Consider the following 18,832-nt stretch of genomic DNA (forward strand, 5'->3'; position numbering starts at 1 on the left):
TTGGATTGTTTTGGCTCAGTCTAAAGCATTAAAAATCTGAATGTTAGACGACTAAAGGTTAATTCTGTAACTCTTTATAAAGAAAAAGGACTGCCTGAAGATGACCGTCCTTTTTCTTATTATGCATTTAAAACTGCATCAGCTTAGAATGCGAAATGTTCAGCATCTAAAGACATAAGCGGTTCTACACCAGTTGCAATCACGTCAACGTGAGAACGAACACGTGGCAGGATTTTCTTGAAGTAGAAGCGTGCAGTCGTCAATTTGGCATTGTAGAAGTCTGCATCAGTGGTACCTGCAGCAAGAGTTTCTTGAGCAACCAGTGCCATACGAGCCCACAGGTAAGCCAGTGTTACATAACCAGAGAAGTACAGGTAATCTACTGCAGCTGCGCCCACTTCTTCAGGGTTTTGCATCGCACGCATACCAATCTGCATGGTCAGGTCGCCCCATTCTTTGTTCAATGCCGCAAGCGGTTCAACAAATTCTTTCATTGCAGAATTGTCTTTGTTCGCTTCCGCAAATTTGTGGATGATCTTGGTGAAGTCTTTCAACATCGCACCTTGAGTACCCAGTACTTTCCGGCCTAACAGATCCAGTGCTTGAATCTCAGTCGTACCTTCGTACAGGCAGGCAATACGTGTATCACGTACGATTTGTTCCATGCCATGCTCAGAGATAAAGCCGTGACCACCGAAGACTTGAACACCATGTTTCGCAGCTTCTGAACCGGTTTCAGTCAGGAATGCTTTTGCAATTGGAGTTAAGAGTGACAGGATATTGTCAGCGAACTTGCGCTCTTCTTCAGAAGTACCTTGTTCAACCACATCAGCATATTGAGCCAACAGGTAAACCAGTGCACGACCACCTTCAGCAAATGCTTTTTGAGTTAAAAGCATGTTACGTACAGCTGGGTGAACAATAATTGGATCTGCTTCTTTTTCAGGTGCCTTAGGACCAGAAAGAGAACGCATTGCCAGACGGTCTTTAGCATAAGTTAAAGCGCCTTGGAACGCTGCTTCAGATGCAGACAGACCTTGTACAGCAGTACCGATACGTGCAGTGTTCATGAACGTGAACATACAGTTCAGACCACGGTTTTCAGGACCAATCAGGAAGCCTTTTGCGTTATCGAAGTTGATGACACAAGTTGCGTTGCCATGGATCCCCATTTTGTGTTCGATTGAACCACAACGTACGCCGTTACGCTCACCGATTGAACCGTCAGCATTCAGATTGAATTTTGGTACGATGAACAGAGAAATACCTTTAGTACCTTTAGGCGCGCCAGGAAGACGAGCAAGTACAATATGGATAATGTTCTCTGCCATGTCGTGTTCACCAGCAGAGATAAAGATTTTCTCGCCAGAGATTGCATAGCTACCGTCTGCTTGTGGTTCAGCTTTAGTACGGATAATACCGAGGTCAGAACCTGCATGAGATTCAGTTAGACACATGGTACCTGTCCATTCACCTGAAACCAGTTTAGGCAGATAAGCGTCTTTTTGTTCTTGAGAACCGTGGTGTTCTAAAGTACGAACTGCACCATGAGACAGACCAGGGTACATGCCCCAAGCCCAGTTCGCAGTACCCACCATTTCAGAAATAGTGATACCTAAAGAATTTGGTAAGCCTTGACCGCCGTATTGCTCTTCAGCAGAAAGAGAAGGGAAGCCTAGCTCGATGTATTTTTGGTACGCTTCTTTAAAGCCAGTCGGTGTTGTTACAACGCCGTCATTCCAGGTACAACCTTCACGGTCGCCTACTTGATTTAGAGGAGATAATTCATTTTCACAGAAGTCAGCTGCAGCTTCTAGGTACTGATCAACCAACTCACGGCTTACGTTTTCTTGAAACGCAGGAAGTTTTGCGTAATGTTCTTCAGCATTTAATAATTCGTGTAGAACGAATTGCATGTCACGTAAGGGCGCTTTGTATTGTGGCATATCGGTTTCCTCAATACTGGTTTAGACCAGCGTTATCATCCTAAATTAATTGAAACGTGCCTTCAGTGACACGTATTGCTATGAATCTAATCGTGCAACATCTTGCCCGGCCATACAAGCTTTCACGCGGCTTTCTTGGTGACTATAAAGTCAAAGATTAATCTGCACAGAACAGTAAACATATTGACTGCAAAGACTTTTGTAGAAATTAGCAGAACATGAATGGTCAAAAGAGGACTGAGGAGTCAGCCATAAAAAAAGGCACCCGAAGGTGCCTGAATTTGAAGGAATAAGAAACGTAGAAAAGATTAAGATGCAGCTTTAGTCATCTTGATGGGTGCATTCGGCTGGAAATGGACGATACATTGACCATCAATGGTTTGAGTACCCGATTTCACTTGAACTGCCTTGCCATGGGTTTGACCTTTACAAGCGTTGGCAAATGCAGTTTGTAAAGCCTGACGTTCTGATAAACGCTGATCATACTGTTTAACCATTTCTGCACGTTGACTATCAGTTAATGCTTCTCCACGGTTCATACCACCTCGGAATTCACCACGCATTGGACGATGTTCACCGCGCATACCACGGAATTCACCACGTTGACCTTTCATGCCTTTATGGTCAGGTTTGAAAGAAACCTTGCATTGACCATCAATGGTTTTATCGCCCGCCTTGATTTGGACTGCACTACCTACAGCTTTACCGTCACAGGCCTGTTGAATCTGTTTATGCAATTGCATGCGTTCTGCACGAGCGGCTTTGAATTGTTCGCGTTGCTCTGGAGTGAGACGATGCTGTTTTTGACCTTCATGATGTTTCATCATACGAGAATGATCTTTCTGCTCATTCACGTTGCTCGTAGATTGACAGGCAGTTAATGCACCCATCGATAAAACGCTGGCACTGATTAAGGCGATTTTTGTCATTGCTTTCATGTTTTTACCCCATTCAAGAACTGATTCTTTTTGATGAGTAAAGATTAAATAATAAAGATGAAGAAACAATGGAGAGTTTTTTAAGTCTGTGTTCGCTACAATAATGAATATAGAGAAGAAAAACTGAGATTTTTACTTTGAAGATTCGCCGTATTCCGATTGCATTACGTCTGTTTTTGACTGTTTTATTGACCACTCTGGTAATTACCACGGTGAGTCTGGGCGTATTGCATCTGAATATGCAGCGCAACTTTACCCGCTATGTCGCAGATGTAGAAATGCAGAAGCTGGATCATGTGATCGAAAATCTGGCTGATGTCTATACGGTATATGAAGACTGGGGTAACGCCATTCAGGCACAAATTCTGCAAATCGAAGGTGAAGCCGCACCGGATGATTATGACCGTTTATCGCGCTGGTGGTTGCGCCGTCAGTATGATATTGCCTTGCAGCAGCGTTATTTTCAGGAGCAGACCTTAGCTACAGTAGCGCCTTCAAGTATGGTTGAACCAAATTTGACACCACGTTCAGTCAATGAAGAAGAATTGCGTATTCTGGCATCTAACCTGCCTTCACAATTCCAGCCCTTTGAAGGTTTAAGATTTCCACTTAGCTCCAATCAGAACCTGTTTAGAACTGACCGTAAAGACAATAATGGCGGTCAACAGCCGGTTCAGCAGCCCACTGGCAAGAAGCAGTTTATCCAGATGCCAGACCGTCTGGGTCTGAGTTCACGCCTGTCACTCTATGATGCCAAACGTCGTTTTGTAGTAGGCGAAGCATCTGATGAGCAGATTTCCTATCGTCCAATTATGGTTGAAAACCAGGTAGTCGGTTATCTGGGCTTAAAACCGGTTTTAGACCAAGATGATGCTTTAAGTATTAATTTCTTTAGTAATCAGAAACGTTACCTATTTTTAGTTTATGGTTTAAGTATTCTAGCCAGTCTGATTGCTGCATTATTACTGGCAACTTATTTTAAAAAACCGATTCAGCGTTTGTTGAACGGAACACGTGAATTGACTTGCGGTAATTATCAGCATCAGGTGAAAGTGAAACGTAATGATGAGCTGGGTGATCTGTCTAATGAGTTAAATCAACTGGCAGTGATTCTAAACCAGCATGAAACTTCACGCCGTCAGTGGGTGGCCGATACTTCACATGAACTGAAAACTCCGCTGGCAGTCTTGCAGGCACAGATTGAAGCGATGCAGGATGGAATCCGTAAACCGACACCAGAGCATTTTGCGTCGATGTTGGCACAGGTAACCAGCCTGAAAAAACTGACTCAGGACTTGGCAGCTCTAGCGCAGGCTGATGCCCAGCAATTACAGTTCTATTATGCAACTGTCAATCCGTGGGATGTGGTGCAGCAGGAATTGATGAACTTCCAGCCTAAATTTGAACAGGCTGATCTGAAAGTGACTGTTGAAGGTGATGGTGCTGAAGTTGATCTGGATCTGGACCGTTTCAAGCAGATTGTAGCCAACCTGCTCAGCAACAGTATTCGTTATACAGAAGCCGGTGGCCAGGTACATATCCATACCGAACAGAATGAGAAAGAATGGACCTTATATGTCGATGACAGTCCATTCGGTCTGACCGATGAGCAGCTGGCTCGCATTGGTGAACGTTTCTATCGTGTCGATGATTCGCGTACCCGTGCCACCGGTGGGACAGGCTTGGGTCTGGCCTTATCTTGTAAAATTACTCAGGCTATGGGTGGTAGCTTAAGCTTTGCACATTCACCATTAGGTGGTTTACGATGCAAACTAAGCTTTCCTAAACAAATGAAACCATAAAGGAAAATATATTCATGAAACATATCATGCTGGTTGAAGACGAAGTCGAACTTGCCCTGTTGGTGCGAGATTATCTAGAGGCTGCTGGTTTTGAAGTCAGCGTGTTTCATGATGGGCAAGAAGCATATAACAGTTTTACCCAGCGTAAACCGAGCCTGATGATTCTGGATCTGATGGTGCCACGTATGGATGGTCTGACCATTTGCCGTAAAGTACGTGAACAGTCAGACTTGCCGATCATTATGGTGACTGCGCGTACTGAAGAAATTGACCGTGTACTGGGCCTGAATATGGGCGCGGATGACTATATCTGTAAGCCATTTAGTCCAAAAGAACTGGTTGCCCGTGTACAGGCCGTATTACGCCGTTTAGACCGTAAAGCTGAGCCGGAAAGCAATGATTTGTTCCGTATGGATAAATCACAACAGCGTATCTGGTACCAGCAAAAAGCCTTGAACCTGACCCCGACTGAATTCCGTTTACTAGAGTTGTTCTTGGAGCATGTCGGCCAAGTGTATTCACGTGCGCAGCTACTTGATCATATCAATCCGGACAGTTTTGATGTGGCAGACCGTGTGATTGATAGTCATATCAAAAACCTGCGTCGTAAAATTTCAGATGCGGCAGAAACCGGAAACCGTCATGAATGGATTCAGGCCGTCTATGGGGTAGGTTATCGTTTTGAATATCCTGAAGACTGATATTCGAATTCGTTAAAGAAAAGTGGATAGACTTCTTGGTTTGTTCGCTTTTTTTATTTCTGAAAATGATCAATATAAGAGAGCCAAAATAATGAAAATTATCATTCGGGATGAACAGTTAGAAGATATTCCAGCCATTGCTGCATTGACTCAAGCAGCTTTTCAAAATGCTGCCCATTCAAGTCATACTGAACAATTTATTGTCAATGCTTTGCGCAAGCAAGATCAACTGACTATTTCTCTAGTTGCATTTGAAAATAACCAGCTGGTTGGCCACGTGGCTATTTCACCTGTTACTATCTCTTCAGGTGAAACTGGCTGGTACGGTCTTGGCCCAATTTCGGTATTACCTGCAAAACAAGGACAGGGAATCGGCACTTTACTTATGCAGGCAGCTTTAGATCGTCTGCAACAGTTAGGTGCTCAAGGATGTGTAGTGCTCGGTGATCCTCAATATTATGGTCGTTTCGGGTTTAAGGTTTTTCCAGAACTTTACCTCAAGGATGTTCCACCAGAATACTTTCAAGTCATTGCATTTAATGGATCTATTCCTCATGGGGAAGTGGTTTACCATGAGGCGTTTAATGCGACGCAATAATTCATCAAAAAGAGCTATTTCTATTTAGAAGTTAGGGAGTTTTAAAATGTTAAATAGTTTTTAACTAGCATGTATTATGAAATCAATTATTTATATTTCTTTTGATCTTAGTAAATACAAAAAATAAAAGTTTAATAATTAATAACTTAAATTTATGTATTAGTTGATTAGTTGGATACCCGTTACAATTCGGTTTTTTATTCATCATGAGAGCGTGTCTTGGAGAGTGAAACACCGCAATTACAGCGCCGTTTAAAGAACCGTCATATCCAGCTGATTGCTATGGGCGGGGCCATTGGAACCGGATTATTCTTGGGGTCTGCACAGATTATTCAGTCCGCAGGACCTTCTATTATTCTGGGCTATTTGATTGGTGGTTTGATTGCATTTCTAATTATGCGCCAGTTGGGCGAAATGATTGTGCATGAGCCTGTGACTGGTTCATTCAGTTATTTTGCATTTGAATACTGGGGTAAATTTCCAGGCTTTTTAACCGGCTGGAATTACTGGATTTTATATATTCTGGTCGCAATGACAGAGCTGACCGCCATTGGCAAATATATCAATTACTGGTGGCCACATATCCCAGCTTGGGTGTCTGTACTTATTTTCTTTTTGGCAGTAACCCTTGCCAACCTGGCCAATGTCAAAATTTATGGTGAATCTGAGTTCTGGCTATCGATGATTAAAGTCTTTGCCATCATTGCAATGATTATCTTTGGTATATATTTGCTCCTCACTGCTGATGCAACCTCAACCGCTTCGATCAGCAATTTATGGATTTATGGTGGCTTTTTTCCGAATGGCTTTGATGGGCTGTTTTATATGCTCGCTTTTATGATGTTTGCTTTTGGTGGTATTGAGCTGATTAGTATGGCAGCGGCAGAAACCGAAAATCCTGACAAGAACATTCCACGTGCTGTGAATCAAACTGTGATTCGGGTATTTTTATTTTATATCTGCTCGCTTGCCGTATTACTTTCACTCGTACCATGGAATCAGCTGAATTTAGGCGATTTAGATCATAGTCCATTTGTAATGATTTTCAGCCAGATGGGGATTGAATGGGCTGCACATTTACTGAATTTCATTATTTTAACTGCTTCACTTTCAGTCTGTAATAGTGGCATGTATGCCAATAGCCGTATGTTGATGGGGCTGGCTCAACAAGGGAATGCACCACAATTATTTAAGAGCGTAAATAAACATGGTGTGCCTGTGGCTGCGGTATTGTTCTCAGCATTTTTGATCTTTGGCTGTGTGATTCTGAATTACTTTGTGCCTGAAAAAGCGTTGAGTTACCTGATTTATATTGTGGTAGCAGCTGCGGTATTGAACTGGATGATGATCAGTTTGATTCATTTGAAATTTAGACAAGCCATCAAACGAAAGGGGATTCAAACCGGATTCCCAGCGATCTTTGCGCCGTTTAGCAACTATTTTGTTTTAGCTTTTATGCTGATGATTCTATACATCATGTGGACGCAAGGCTTTATGTTGTCAGTGTTGATGTTGCCGGTGTGGATTGCGGTGTTGTTTGGCGTGTTTAAGTTTCTGAATAAAAGGAATGCTTAAGCCTAAAATCTCCAATCAGAAGAAGCCCGACCAGAAATGATTGGGCTTTTTTCATATTGTCGCAATATCTAAAGCTTTTAGATGAGTTAAGGTTTATTTTGATCTTAGTGGCAGAATATACTGAATACAGTCTTTAAGGTCATTTCCCAATAAAGGAAAGATGGTCCAAGCACGAAGCAGTTGCTGTTTATGAAAACCTGTTTTTTCTAATACTTGTCTTGACGCTAAATGTTCAGTAGCACAAAAGGTTTCAATTTTATTGAGTTTTTTAGTCTGTTTTAGAAATTGGATTACCGAAGTCATCGCTTCACACATAAAACCTTGTCTCTGATAAGAAGTTCCAAGCCCGAAGTGAATTTCCCCAATGTCATGCCTTTGTATAAAGATCAAAATACCTATGGGTTGCTGAGTTAAATGATCTGCAATAATCCACATAAACTCAGGATCTGAGTTTTCCCACTTTTACCTTGCCCAGTTTTCTATAGTTTGTCGAGTTTGAGTTTGGTTCTGATGTGGATGTCTTTGCAAATATTTTGAAGCTGCTAGATCGCTGAAATAGTTTTGAAATAAATTGATTTCATCACCACAGTGGTAGGAGCGGAGAATTAAACGCTTTGTCCTTAATGTTATTGGCTTGATCTTGATCATCAGTATCTGCACTTATTTTTCTAATGTTCGTAATAATTCAATTCGTACTTTTTCTGCTTTCTTTAATTTCGATATTACTAATTCATAAGAATTCTGTACTAGGTCCTCAACCAGAGATTCATCCAGTTGATTATCTTCATACACTGAAATCCAGTGTTGTTTATTCATATGCCAGCCAGCATGGATATAAGAATAAATATCTCGCAGCATAGCAGCATGATCAGGCGCTACTTTTAAATTAATGACAGCTTTGCCTTGAAGATAGAACTGAAGCATAAAGACTTTATCTAGCACTTTGAATACATCACAACCTTCACCGAAAGGCTGAGTCACAGTGACTTCAGGTAAACTTATCGCTATCTGTGCTGAGATTTGATGTAAGGTCATAAGTTATGAATAAACCGAAATAAAACTGTGGATAATGCTTAAATTATCCACAGTTTTTAGTCGTCTTGTGAATAAATTAAGATGAACAACTTACCATGACTTCAGGTACATCACTCGGCAATGGCCCTAGATCTTCAGGGTGTTCCAGATCCGGCTGTTTTAAATAAGGCTGACTCAATAATTTAAACAGGCGATCGACTTCGGAAAAGTCATCCCGCTCAGCCAGTTCAATTGCTTTCTGTGCCATGTGATTGCGCAGGATATAGTGTGGATTGACGAGTTGCATGGCGGCATCTAATTCTTCAATATCCTGATGTTCGCGGATCGCTTCATATTGAGTCAGGAATGCTTCAAACTGACGGCGATCCAAACAATCATCCTTGATTGCTTCATATTCATGATTCTGCAGGCGAATAAAGCTTTGCGTATAGTCGAGTTGCTCGCTTTGCAAGATTCTGAGAAAAGCCATGGCGCAGTCAAAGCTGTCTTTGTGAAAACTCGGTAAGCCCATTTTCTGGTTTAGGCCATGCTTATAATGTTCCAGGAAGGTTGGTTCATAATGTTCCAGACATTGGGCCAGATCCTGTTTCCATTGTTCTTCATCATAGTTTTCAGGACATAATGGAATCAGGTTATTCAGCCACATCCACAAGTTCCAGTGGCCGATGCTTGGTTGCTGCTGATAAGTATAGCGACCCTGATAATCCGAGTGGTTATTAATCCAGTTGGGACGGAACCGCTCCATAAACCCATACGGGCCAAAGTCTAGCGTTGAACCGGTAATATTCAGGTTATCGGTGTTCATGACACCATGCGCAAATCCGACCAGTTGCCATTTGGCAATCATCACTGCCGTGCGCTGAATCACTTGGGTAGCAAATGCCAGAATAGGCTGTTCTGCTTGCAGACATTGCGGATAATGCCATTCCATGCATTTTTGTGTGAATACAGGCAGCAAGTCTGGCTGATACTGATTGATCCATTCAAAATGTCCAAACCGGATATGACAGTCAGACGTCCGTAATAGCATCGCGCCCGGTTCCAGTTTTTCACGCTGTACACCTTGAGCGGAAGAGGTAAAACCAACCGCATTACTGGATTCTACACCTAGCGCATTTAAGGCATGTCCGGCCAGATATTCCCGAATTACCGAGCGTAAGACTGCACGACCATCTCCCATCCGTGAATAAGGCGTTGCACCAGCACCTTTTAAATGCAGGTCAATGGTCTGGTTATCTTTATCCAGAATCTGGGCGATCAGTAGACCACGTCCATCACCCAATTGACCCGCCCATTGACCAAACTGATGGCCAGCATAAACCATGGCCAAAGGTTCAAACTCAGTAAAGGTTTTTTGACCACTACAGATTTCGACCCATTGTGCTTTATCTTCTTCAGACCATTGCAGTTGCTCAGCAAGTGCAGCATTAAAATGTCCCGCTTTAGCACCTTTTAAAGGCAGTGGGGGCTGATGATGATAAAGGCGAGAAGGGAGAGTTTGATATCGGGAATTAAAATACATGGCAGTTAAAATACTTAGGCAATAGAAGCAATATAACAAAGATCTTTGTTTAAAACTGTTGTAAAAGGAAAGTATAAGTAAGACGAGTAGAAATAAAAAAAGCCCCTGATTTCAGGAGCTTTTTTGAGAATCTAAATCTTATTGAGAGACAGGCGCTTTTTTCAAATTACGTACTAACAGATTCAGTGTTTCACGATGATGGGAAAGACGCTGTTCAACCAGCTGGAATTCAACTTTAAGTTTATCATCCATCTGGTGAATCTTTTCTGCCACAGCAGCCTTTTTCACCTGAATTTCCTGTTCTTTCAGTTTGGCCCAGTCATTCAATGTTTGAGTAAAGGCTTCATATTCCTGAGCAATCTTACTTTTTACATTGATAATGTCTTCATTGACATTATGACCATATACCGCCAGATCCTGCTCAGCATATTTAAACTTCATTGCCAGTTCAGCTTTTTTGATATTAAAGCTTGGAATACGGCGCAGATTTTTAGCCAGACCCAGTTTAGAGCAAGTCCAGATTAACCATTTAGTTGGGTCATATTGCCACCATTTTACGCCATTACGATAATCGTACTGGAAGATGTGATGATAGTTATGATAACCCTCACCCCAAGTCGCAATCGCTAACCAGAAGTTGTCACGTGCAGTGTTTTCATCCGTATAAGGACGTGAACCCCACATATGGCAGAGTGAGTTGATGAAGAAGGTCACGTGATGGCTCAGGATCAAACGAACCAGACCACCCAATAATAATACACCCCAGACATCGCCTACAGCCCAGCCAATTGGCAATAGAATCGCAGCATGTACTGCAATGACTAGAGGCACATAGTATTTGTGCTGGAACATAACGACTTTGTCGTTTTGCAGGTCTGGTGCATTCTTGTAGTTTGGCTCTGCAGCAGGGTAGTCACGCAGCATCCAGCCCAAGTGCGCATACCAGAAGCCGTTATTAATTGAATATGGGTCTTTTTCCACGTCATCGACATGACGGTGATGGGTACGGTGACCTGAACCCCAGTACAGAATACTGTTCTGCACCGCAAAGGTACCCATGATCATTAAAATGATTTTTAAAGGTAAAGTCGCTTCATAAGCACGATGTGCCCAAAGACGATGATAGCCCGCTGTAATCCCCAGGCTACTAACGCCGAGCAAAACAAACATACTGATCCAAGCGGCAAGGCTAAAATCATGGTGATACGCATATAACGGAATCGCGATAACAGCTACAATGGGTAAAACTACCAGAGCAAACACAGCGACCCAGTTAATTGGGGCTTGAGGTAGGGGAGCATTCATCTCCAACAGCACTCCTGGAACCTGGGAAGGTATAACAAAAAGCAGAGGCCGCTATTGTTTATTTTAACAGCGGTTAAGTCATTCATATTAGCACGCCCCCTAGGGCATCACTAGCATTATTGTACGGTTGTATTGTACTTATCGGTAACAGAATAAGTAGGATGAAAACTACCATTTTCGCGGGCTAGACAGGCTCTGATTTCCGAGTAAATCACTGAGATTTTTGAAGCTTTTAATCAAATTTATTTTCTTAAAATGAGTCAAATGAATGTTCATTTTTTCTACTAGATTGCAGAGAAATAAATTTGTAAGCAAACCCGTAACCCAAAGTTAAACAAGATTACAGACAGGCATTCTTCTTTAAATTATTTTTCAAGGCTTAAAGAAAAATAATCTATGTATAGAATCTTGTATTTTGGGTTACTTAAAGATGTTGCATCATTAACTTCGGGTAATCGGTAATGAGACCCTGAATACCCCAGTCACGCAATTCTTTGGCACGATTAACATCATTTACGGTCCAGACGCTGATGGTAAGTTCGGCAGCTTGTGTGGCTTGAATAATATCTTTGCTGGCTAGTTCATTCATCCAGCCAATCTGACAACAGCCAAGTTCCAAGGCTTGATCAATCGCCTGATATTTCACATCTGTTTCAATCAGAAGGCCACGCTTTAAACTGGAATTTTGCTGCTGCAAGGCCTGATGGATTTTAGGATCAAAGCTAGTGATCACAACTGACTGCTCATAACCCTGTAACTGCTGTTCAAGCTCAAGCGTGATTTTTTCGGCATCGGCTTGGCTCGCTACACTTTTGACTTCGACTTCAATATGGTCAAAGTTGTGAATCACAGTTAAGGTCTGATCCAGCATGGGGGTCGCTTCGACCTTATTCCATTCTGACCATTTCACTGCGTGGTTATATTGACTGAGATCCTGACGGCTACATTCGTAGAGGGGTTTCTGCAAACCGGTAGTTCGTACAAAGTTATCATCATGCATGATGATGAGGGCATTGTCTTTAAGCTGGCGTACGTCAAATTCAACCGCACGAATCCCGATATCCTGAATATATTGAAAACCGCCTAGTGTATTTTCAGGCGCTTCCCCACGCGCACCGCGATGTCCGATTATGCGCATGCTGCGATAACCTGAAGAAGTGAAGATGAAAACATAATGATGAAGAGTTGTGACAGGAGTATTGCAATATTCTGCGCCTGAAACACTTTGTTGCAAATACTGTTGGCGCAGAATTTTCCGTGCAATTTAATACATTTTAGCGGATTTATTGATCAATGGTTTCGTTGATATTTTTTTGCCATAACACCTCAGAACCACCTTCAACACGTTGCAAGGTGCGTGAAGCCACAAACAGCCAGTCAGATAGGCGATTTAATAGCTGCAGGGAAGTCGCCTGAATATTCTGGTCGCGTGAGTGAACCGACATCACGCTGCGCTCTGCACGACGACATACAGCACGAGCCTGATGGGCGAAACTGCAAACTAAAGTACCCGCAGGCAAAATAAAATCTTTCAGCATCGGCAAAGCTTCATTCATACGGTCGATGTCATTTTCCAGAAAATCAATCGAGACTGGTTGAACTAAGTTAAAACCTGGAATACACACTTCACCGCCCAGATCAAATAACCAGTGCTGGATCAGGCTTAAAGATTTATCCCAAGCGGCTTGATCTTCAATTGTGCTTGCTGAAATTTGTGCACGTAATACGCCAATCACGGCATTCAGTTCGTCGACATCACCCAGCGCTATGATACGCAAATCATCTTTGGCTACACGTGAACCATCACCCAGTCCGGTAGTGCCCGAATCGCCTGTGCGCGTGTAAATTTTACTTAAACGGTGACCCATGAGAGTTCCTTAAATTATTGCATGCTGTAAATAAAAAGAATCATGCCACAGGCATGACATGATTCTCAAAAGTATTTGCTTGGATTGGAATGAGCTTAATATTTAAAAGTCACGCCGGCAGAAGCGAGGCGGCCTTCATCAACATAATAATTATTCCAGTTGTATTCGATCTTATGACGCACATCACCGACATTTTCTATGTTGGTAAATACTTTGACATGTGGGTTGATATTCCAGTAAGCATTTAAATCGACGGTCGCATAGCCCGGATTATGGTCTGAATCACTCCAGCTTTTTGACTTGGAACGGGCAATAAGAGAAGCACTCATCCCATAAATTTCATTTTCCAAACCTGTGGTCAGAGTGAGGGTTTGACGTGGTCGTTTAGCTAACTCAATATTCGTTTTGCTATCTTTAGCTTGTACATACGCAAAAGCAGTATCGATGAACCAATCGTCTTGTTTCCAGTTCCATGCCAGCTCGCCACCACGAAGCGTTGCTTCGCTGATATTATTTAACTTGCCATCAACTTTTTGGATCATGTTATCCACTTCGTTTTGATACACGGAAAATGAAACAGATGAGTTTTGAGTGAGGGCCTGGTCTAAGCCAATTTCATAAGACAGACTTTCTTCGGCTTTTAAATTTGGATTTGCAGATTCACCACTGTACAGCTCGTTTAAGTTTGGTGAACGAAAAGCTGAACCAATATTCGTATAGACGCTGAGTTGAGGTGATATTGCATAACGTGCAGCAGCTTGCCCTACAGTATGAGAGCCATATTTTTCGTTGTCTTCAACACGGATGCCGAGTTGTGTATTGAGTTTATCTGATTGATATTGATGCTGTGTGTAATATCCTTGAGAGGAAACATCACCTTTGTAGGCAACTCCATAAGAAAGAACATCACCATCAAGATTGCTATGCGTTGTCCCTAGTAAAATATGATGCTGATCATTTAGATTGAGTTTGGCATACAATTCTGCTTCTTGAGTAGTGCTATATGAATAATCGACCTGACCTAGATAATTCGTAGCATTTTGATCTAATTGATCGTCAAACTGGGATAAGCGAGCATTGAGTTCTAATTGTGAGCCTAGGTTAATTCGTCCTCTCAGGTTAACCATTTCATTTTCAAAATCTTGTGAAGTGAGGCTACCTGCATTGTAATCACTTGTGCCTTTATTTTGGCTGTAATCGAGAGATAAGCCATATTGGTCTTTGTGGACGCCAAATTTTGTGCTGAAACCTTTTTGATCAAAGGAGTAATTTTCATCTTCATCATCTAGAACAGATTTTCCGTCAGTTTCCAGGCGTTGACCACGGATTTGGGCATAAAAACCATCTTCAGCTAAATCGGCACCCACGAGTGATTTGTAAGTTTTATTCTCGCCAATTTCACCTGTTATAAATGCACCTGATTGTTCAGGTGTTTTAGAAATCATATGAATGACGCCGCCAATGGCATCTGTACCATATAAAACTGATGCTGGACCCTTCAGAATTTCAATTTGCTTGATATCGGTAGTATCAATAAAAGGGAGAGAAGCTGAACTGCTTAAAGCAGTATTCAATCGCATGCCATCACGCAGAACGAGTGTATGTGACGAGCTTGTGCCTCGCATAAAAATAGAGGATTGTTGTCCATAACCGCCTAGTTGAGCGACGTTTAAAGCAGCCTCTTTTTTCAATAAGTTTGGCAATGAAGCAATAGAGGATTGCTCAAGAGTCGCAGGTTCAATCACTGAAATTCGCGCAGGTACATTTTCAATGTTTTCTGCAGAGCGAGTTGCCGTGACTACAATGGTATCTAAAGAGGCTTTTGCAACTTTTTGCTCGGCGGCATGAACAGATGAAGTAAAACCCAACGCAAGTGCGATCGCACCTACCAAGGCAGTAGGTTGAAATGGAATAGACATGAGATGTGCTCCATACATTCACTCCCCGTGAATGATTGAGTTAAAGAACACAACAAGCAGGTATCCGGACTTAAATGCAGTATTGAAACTCATACTTACTTATCCACCTTCCCACATAATTGATGCAGTGATGTAAATCCTGAAGATTTATAAAGACAAGCTTTTCATTTTTTACCGTTGCGGGGGCAGTGTTGGATTTGCACCAACTTCCCTAAAGCCTTAAGGCCTTGACTCGTTGCAAATTGTAGCAAGTATAAGGTTTGCTTATGACTTAAACAATCAAGATCAAGAATAATCCGTATGAACTTTACGCAAGATCGATGATTTGCATTACAATGATTCACCCCAATCTTATAGATTACTTGATATCTTGGTAAATCAGAGCCAACACTATATGCGAACCCGTGCCAAAATCTGTGGAATCACCCGAGTTGAAGATGTCCAAGCTGTTGCTGATGCCGGCTGTGATGCCATTGGATTTGTGTTCTATCCACCGAGTCCACGTAGCGTGACTCAGGCACAGGCTGAAGTGCTGGTCAAAGCAGTACCAGCTTATATTCAAGTGGTTGGCTTATTTGTTAATAGTACGGCAGATAAAATCCAGGATATTTTAAAAACTGTTCCGCTGGATATTCTGCAGTTTCATGGTGATGAAAGCCCGGAACAATGTCAGGTTATCGCAAAGCAGGTTGGGCGTCGCTGGTATAAAGCGATTCAGGTCAAACCTGATCTGGACGTAGTTGCTGAAATTCAACGTTATCAGACAGCAGGGGCCAGCGCAGTACTGTTAGACGCTTGGCATCCTGATTTAAAAGGTGGCACCGGACACAGCTTTGACTGGAGCACCTTTCCTCAATTAGATATTCCCTTGATCCTGGCTGGGGGCTTAAACCCGGACAATATCGAGCAGGCAATTCACACCACACAGGCTTATGCTGTTGATGTTAGTGGTGGTGTCGAATCCGCAAAAGGTATAAAAGACCAACAACTCATAGAACGCTTTATGCAAGGAGTCCATCGTGGATCAGCAAAGTACTAATCACAACAAGCCCGTGATTGACTATACCCAATTCCCGGATGAGCGTGGACATTTCGGTATCCATGGCGGGCGTTTTGTGTCAGAAACTCTGATGGCGGCTTTACAAGATCTGGAAAAGCTTTATTTCCGCATGAAAGATGATGAACAGTTTCTGGCAGAATTCGACCGTGATCTAGCCTACTATGTAGGTCGTCCTAGTCCTTTATATCATGCTGAACGATGGTCAAAAGAGTTGGGTGGCGCACAAATTTACTTGAAGCGTGAAGATCTGAACCATACTGGCTCGCATAAAGTAAATAACACGATTGGTCAGGCTTTACTGGCTAAACTTTCAGGCAAAAAACGTATTATTGCAGAAACAGGTGCAGGCCAGCATGGTGTTGCAACGGCAACCATCGCAGCACGTTTAGGCCTTGAATGTGTGGTGTTCATGGGTGCCGAAGACGTGAAACGTCAGGCGATGAACGTTTACCGTATGCGTCTGCTGGGTGCAACAGTTGTTCCTGTAGAAAGTGGCTCTAAAACATTAAAAGATGCCATGAACGAAGCGATGCGTGACTGGGTTACTAACGTTGACTCAACTTATTATGTGATTGGTACGGTGGCTGGTCCACACCCATATCCACAATTGGTTCGTGACTTCCAGTCTATTATTGGCCGTGAAGCACGCCGTCAGATTCAGGAACAGGCAGGTCGTCTTCCAGATGCATTGGTTGCTTGTGTCGGTGGTGGTTCGAATGCAATGGGCTTGTTCTATCCTTTCCTGAACGATCAGGATGTGAAAATGTATGGTGTTGAAGCGGCAGGTTTAGGGATCGAAACTGGCAAGCACTCTGCACCACTGAATGCGGGTCACGTCGGTGTACTGCATGGTAACCGTACGTATCTGATGTCTGATAAAGAAGGACAGATCATTGAAACGCATTCAATTTCTGCCGGTCTGGATTATCCGGGTGTAGGTCCGGAACACAGCTTCCTGAAAGATATGGAACGCGTGAACTACGTGCCAATCAATGACCAGGAAGCGTTACAAGGTTTCCGTGACCTGACCAAGATCGAAGGGATCATTCCTGCGCTTGAAAGTTCACATGCCATGGCTTATGTCACTAAACTTGCACCAACTATGGACAAGGATCAAATCATTATTGCCACCGTTTCTGGTCGTGGTGATAAAGACTTAATGACTGTTGCCCGTATTGATGGCGTGGAAATGGTTGAGATGTAAAATCTCCCCCGGCCCCCTCTTTTTCAAAGAGGAAAGAAAGCCCTCCTTTCTAAAAGGAGGGTAGGGTGGATTAAGAAAAATCGTATTGAAGCTATTCAGTACGATTTTTTTATTTTTATAGATAAGAAAATTTTTAAAGATGAAGAGCAAGAAGCAATCTGGCTAAAAATGGGATAAAAACTATTCAAGTTCTGGATAAAACAGCAAAAAATCAGTTTCTCATTCAGAAAATTAAAATAGTTATTTTAAGCAGAATTGGCCGGAAGAGCTGACGAACGGTTTTAAAAAATTCTTTATCAAATCTCAATAATCGGCATAATAGCTTCAAGTAAAAATAGTTTTTGATTGAGATGGAATGTCTTAATGGATTTAATTCAGGAAAATGGACAACCACGTTACGGACGTTTCAAGGAAATTCCAAAAAGTATTGATTACAATGCGTACCAGTACAAAAATCCCTATGGTGATGTACTCAAGGGATGGCGTAAGCAACTAAAATATAAAAAATTTAAATTCTGTAGTATTCAACACGAGCATTATACGATTGGCCTTGCAATTGCGGATATCGCTTGGGCCGGGCACAGTTTTTTCTATATCTATAATCATAGCACCAATGAAGTACAGGAATGGAATGCGATCAATTTCTTCTCGCGCAATACGGTGCTAGATGAACAGCCATTGTTTAATCATAGTTATTTTCATAAATCTCCCTTTCAGATTGATATCCAGCATGCCAATGGGGTGCGTTATATCCATGTGACCAAATATGGTGAAATCAAGCTTAGTGCCCGAATTTTCTGTGCAGGTACAGATCCGCTGAGTATGTGCAGTCCGACCGGAATCAATGGCTGGACCTATACCCAGAAATTGACCACTTTGGGTTGTGAAGGTTATTTCGTAAATAAGCAGGGTGAAACCATCCAGTTTAATGAGCGCACCTTCGCCTCTTTGGATGATACCTGCGGCTTTTTGCGTCCTGAAACTGCCTGGTTCTGGCTATCTTGTAATTTCTGGGATACCAATCGTAACCGTATCGGGATCAATCTCGCTTCCGGCGTCAATGAAAGCTTTGGCAATGAAAACTGTTTGTGGGTAAATGGCAAAATTTATCCTGTGGCGGATGTATTGTTTCAGCAGGAATCTGACGAACGCTGGAACATCCAGTCATTAGATGGCTGTTTGAACCTGAATGTACACACAGGCTGGCGCCGTTATGAAAATCTGAATCTGCGTCTGGTCGGCAGTCAGTTTAGCCAGTGGCAAGCGAAAGTATCTGGTACTATCCGGCAAGATGGCCAAGATATTGTACTGGTCAATGAATATGGACTTTTAGAACAGCACTATGCTAAATGGTAATTC

At 42.4% G+C, this 18,832-nt stretch carries 16 protein-coding genes and 1 riboswitch; of the genes, 7 read left to right on the forward strand and 9 right to left on the reverse strand.

Annotated elements, in window-relative coordinates; genetic code table 11:
• Nucleotides 1–143: 143 nt before the first annotated feature.
• Nucleotides 144–1,946, reverse strand: a complete 1,803-nt coding sequence (locus tag AC4MBN_RS02415; RefSeq protein WP_034169926.1) for an acyl-CoA dehydrogenase C-terminal domain-containing protein — start codon at nt 1,944–1,946, stop codon at nt 144–146.
• 308 nt (nt 1,947–2,254) lie between these two features.
• Nucleotides 2,255–2,884 (reverse strand): hypothetical protein, encoded by a 630-nt coding sequence (locus AC4MBN_RS02420; RefSeq protein ID WP_491880591.1) that lies wholly within the window; start codon nt 2,882–2,884, stop codon nt 2,255–2,257.
• A gap of 137 nt (nt 2,885–3,021) precedes the next feature.
• Between AC4MBN_RS02420 and baeS the strand changes: the two genes are divergently transcribed.
• The 4 genes from baeS (at nt 3,022) to AC4MBN_RS02440 (ending at nt 7,560) form a co-directional block, all read left to right on the forward strand.
• Nucleotides 3,022–4,686: a sensor histidine kinase efflux regulator BaeS gene (baeS, locus tag AC4MBN_RS02425; RefSeq protein WP_491880592.1), complete on the forward strand. Its 1,665-nt coding sequence runs from the start codon at nt 3,022–3,024 to the stop codon at nt 4,684–4,686.
• Nucleotides 4,687–4,700: 14 nt separating this feature from the next.
• On the forward strand, nt 4,701–5,387 hold the full coding sequence (locus AC4MBN_RS02430) for a response regulator (protein ID WP_034704234.1): 687 nt from the start codon (nt 4,701–4,703) through the stop codon (nt 5,385–5,387).
• Nucleotides 5,388–5,478: 91 nt separating this feature from the next.
• A complete protein-coding gene (locus AC4MBN_RS02435; RefSeq protein WP_491880593.1) occupies nt 5,479–5,985 on the forward strand; it encodes a GNAT family N-acetyltransferase in 507 nt (168 codons plus the stop codon).
• Nucleotides 5,986–6,204: 219 nt separating this feature from the next.
• Nucleotides 6,205–7,560: an amino acid permease gene (locus AC4MBN_RS02440; RefSeq protein ID WP_491880594.1), complete on the forward strand. Its 1,356-nt coding sequence runs from the start codon at nt 6,205–6,207 to the stop codon at nt 7,558–7,560.
• Nucleotides 7,561–7,653: 93 nt separating this feature from the next.
• On the opposite strand, the gene AC4MBN_RS02445 is transcribed toward AC4MBN_RS02440, so the two are convergent.
• The 7 genes from AC4MBN_RS02445 to AC4MBN_RS02475 form a co-directional block, all read right to left on the reverse strand.
• On the reverse strand, nt 7,654–7,995 hold the full coding sequence (locus tag AC4MBN_RS02445; RefSeq protein ID WP_491880595.1) for a GNAT family N-acetyltransferase: 342 nt from the start codon (nt 7,993–7,995) through the stop codon (nt 7,654–7,656).
• Nucleotides 7,996–8,220: 225 nt separating this feature from the next.
• Complete coding sequence (locus AC4MBN_RS02450; RefSeq protein WP_491876165.1) at nt 8,221–8,595, reverse strand: MmcQ/YjbR family DNA-binding protein; 375 nt, start codon at nt 8,593–8,595, stop codon at nt 8,221–8,223.
• Nucleotides 8,596–8,671: 76 nt separating this feature from the next.
• Nucleotides 8,672–10,117 (reverse strand): protein adenylyltransferase SelO, encoded by a 1,446-nt coding sequence (locus AC4MBN_RS02455; protein ID WP_104495367.1) that lies wholly within the window; start codon nt 10,115–10,117, stop codon nt 8,672–8,674.
• Between the two features lie 138 nt (nt 10,118–10,255).
• Entirely contained in the window at nt 10,256–11,422 is a 1,167-nt protein-coding gene (locus tag AC4MBN_RS02460) for an acyl-CoA desaturase (protein ID WP_104495369.1), read from the reverse strand.
• A gap of 424 nt (nt 11,423–11,846) precedes the next feature.
• Nucleotides 11,847–12,560 carry a glycerophosphodiester phosphodiesterase gene (locus AC4MBN_RS02465; protein WP_104495371.1) on the reverse strand — a complete coding sequence of 238 codons (714 nt, stop codon included), beginning with the start codon at nt 12,558–12,560 and terminating at the stop codon, nt 11,847–11,849.
• A gap of 145 nt (nt 12,561–12,705) precedes the next feature.
• Nucleotides 12,706–13,290 (reverse strand): cob(I)yrinic acid a,c-diamide adenosyltransferase, encoded by a 585-nt coding sequence (locus tag AC4MBN_RS02470; RefSeq protein WP_491880596.1) that lies wholly within the window; start codon nt 13,288–13,290, stop codon nt 12,706–12,708.
• Nucleotides 13,291–13,385: 95 nt separating this feature from the next.
• On the reverse strand, nt 13,386–15,209 hold the full coding sequence (locus AC4MBN_RS02475) for a TonB-dependent receptor plug domain-containing protein (RefSeq protein ID WP_491880597.1): 1,824 nt from the start codon (nt 15,207–15,209) through the stop codon (nt 13,386–13,388).
• 38 nt (nt 15,210–15,247) lie between these two features.
• Nucleotides 15,248–15,460: riboswitch (cobalamin riboswitch) on the reverse strand.
• 143 nt (nt 15,461–15,603) lie between these two features.
• Between AC4MBN_RS02475 and AC4MBN_RS02480 the strand changes: the two genes are divergently transcribed.
• The 3 genes from AC4MBN_RS02480 to AC4MBN_RS02490 all read left to right on the forward strand — a co-directional run bounded on the left by AC4MBN_RS02480 (nt 15,604) and on the right by AC4MBN_RS02490 (nt 18,829).
• The gene (locus AC4MBN_RS02480; protein WP_491876162.1) at nt 15,604–16,248 is read left to right on the forward strand and encodes a phosphoribosylanthranilate isomerase; all 645 of its coding nucleotides are present in this window, start codon (nt 15,604–15,606) and stop codon (nt 16,246–16,248) included.
• Complete coding sequence (gene trpB / locus AC4MBN_RS02485; RefSeq protein ID WP_004782182.1) at nt 16,229–17,473, forward strand: tryptophan synthase subunit beta; 1,245 nt, start codon at nt 16,229–16,231, stop codon at nt 17,471–17,473. The genes AC4MBN_RS02480 and trpB overlap by 20 nt, the downstream gene beginning before the upstream one ends.
• A 363-nt stretch (nt 17,474–17,836) precedes the next feature.
• Nucleotides 17,837–18,829 (forward strand): DUF2804 domain-containing protein, encoded by a 993-nt coding sequence (locus AC4MBN_RS02490; protein ID WP_419365851.1) that lies wholly within the window; start codon nt 17,837–17,839, stop codon nt 18,827–18,829.
• The last annotated feature ends 3 nt before the right edge of the window (nt 18,830–18,832 follow it).

The organism is Acinetobacter sp. CAU_H_60 (assembly GCF_058599385.1).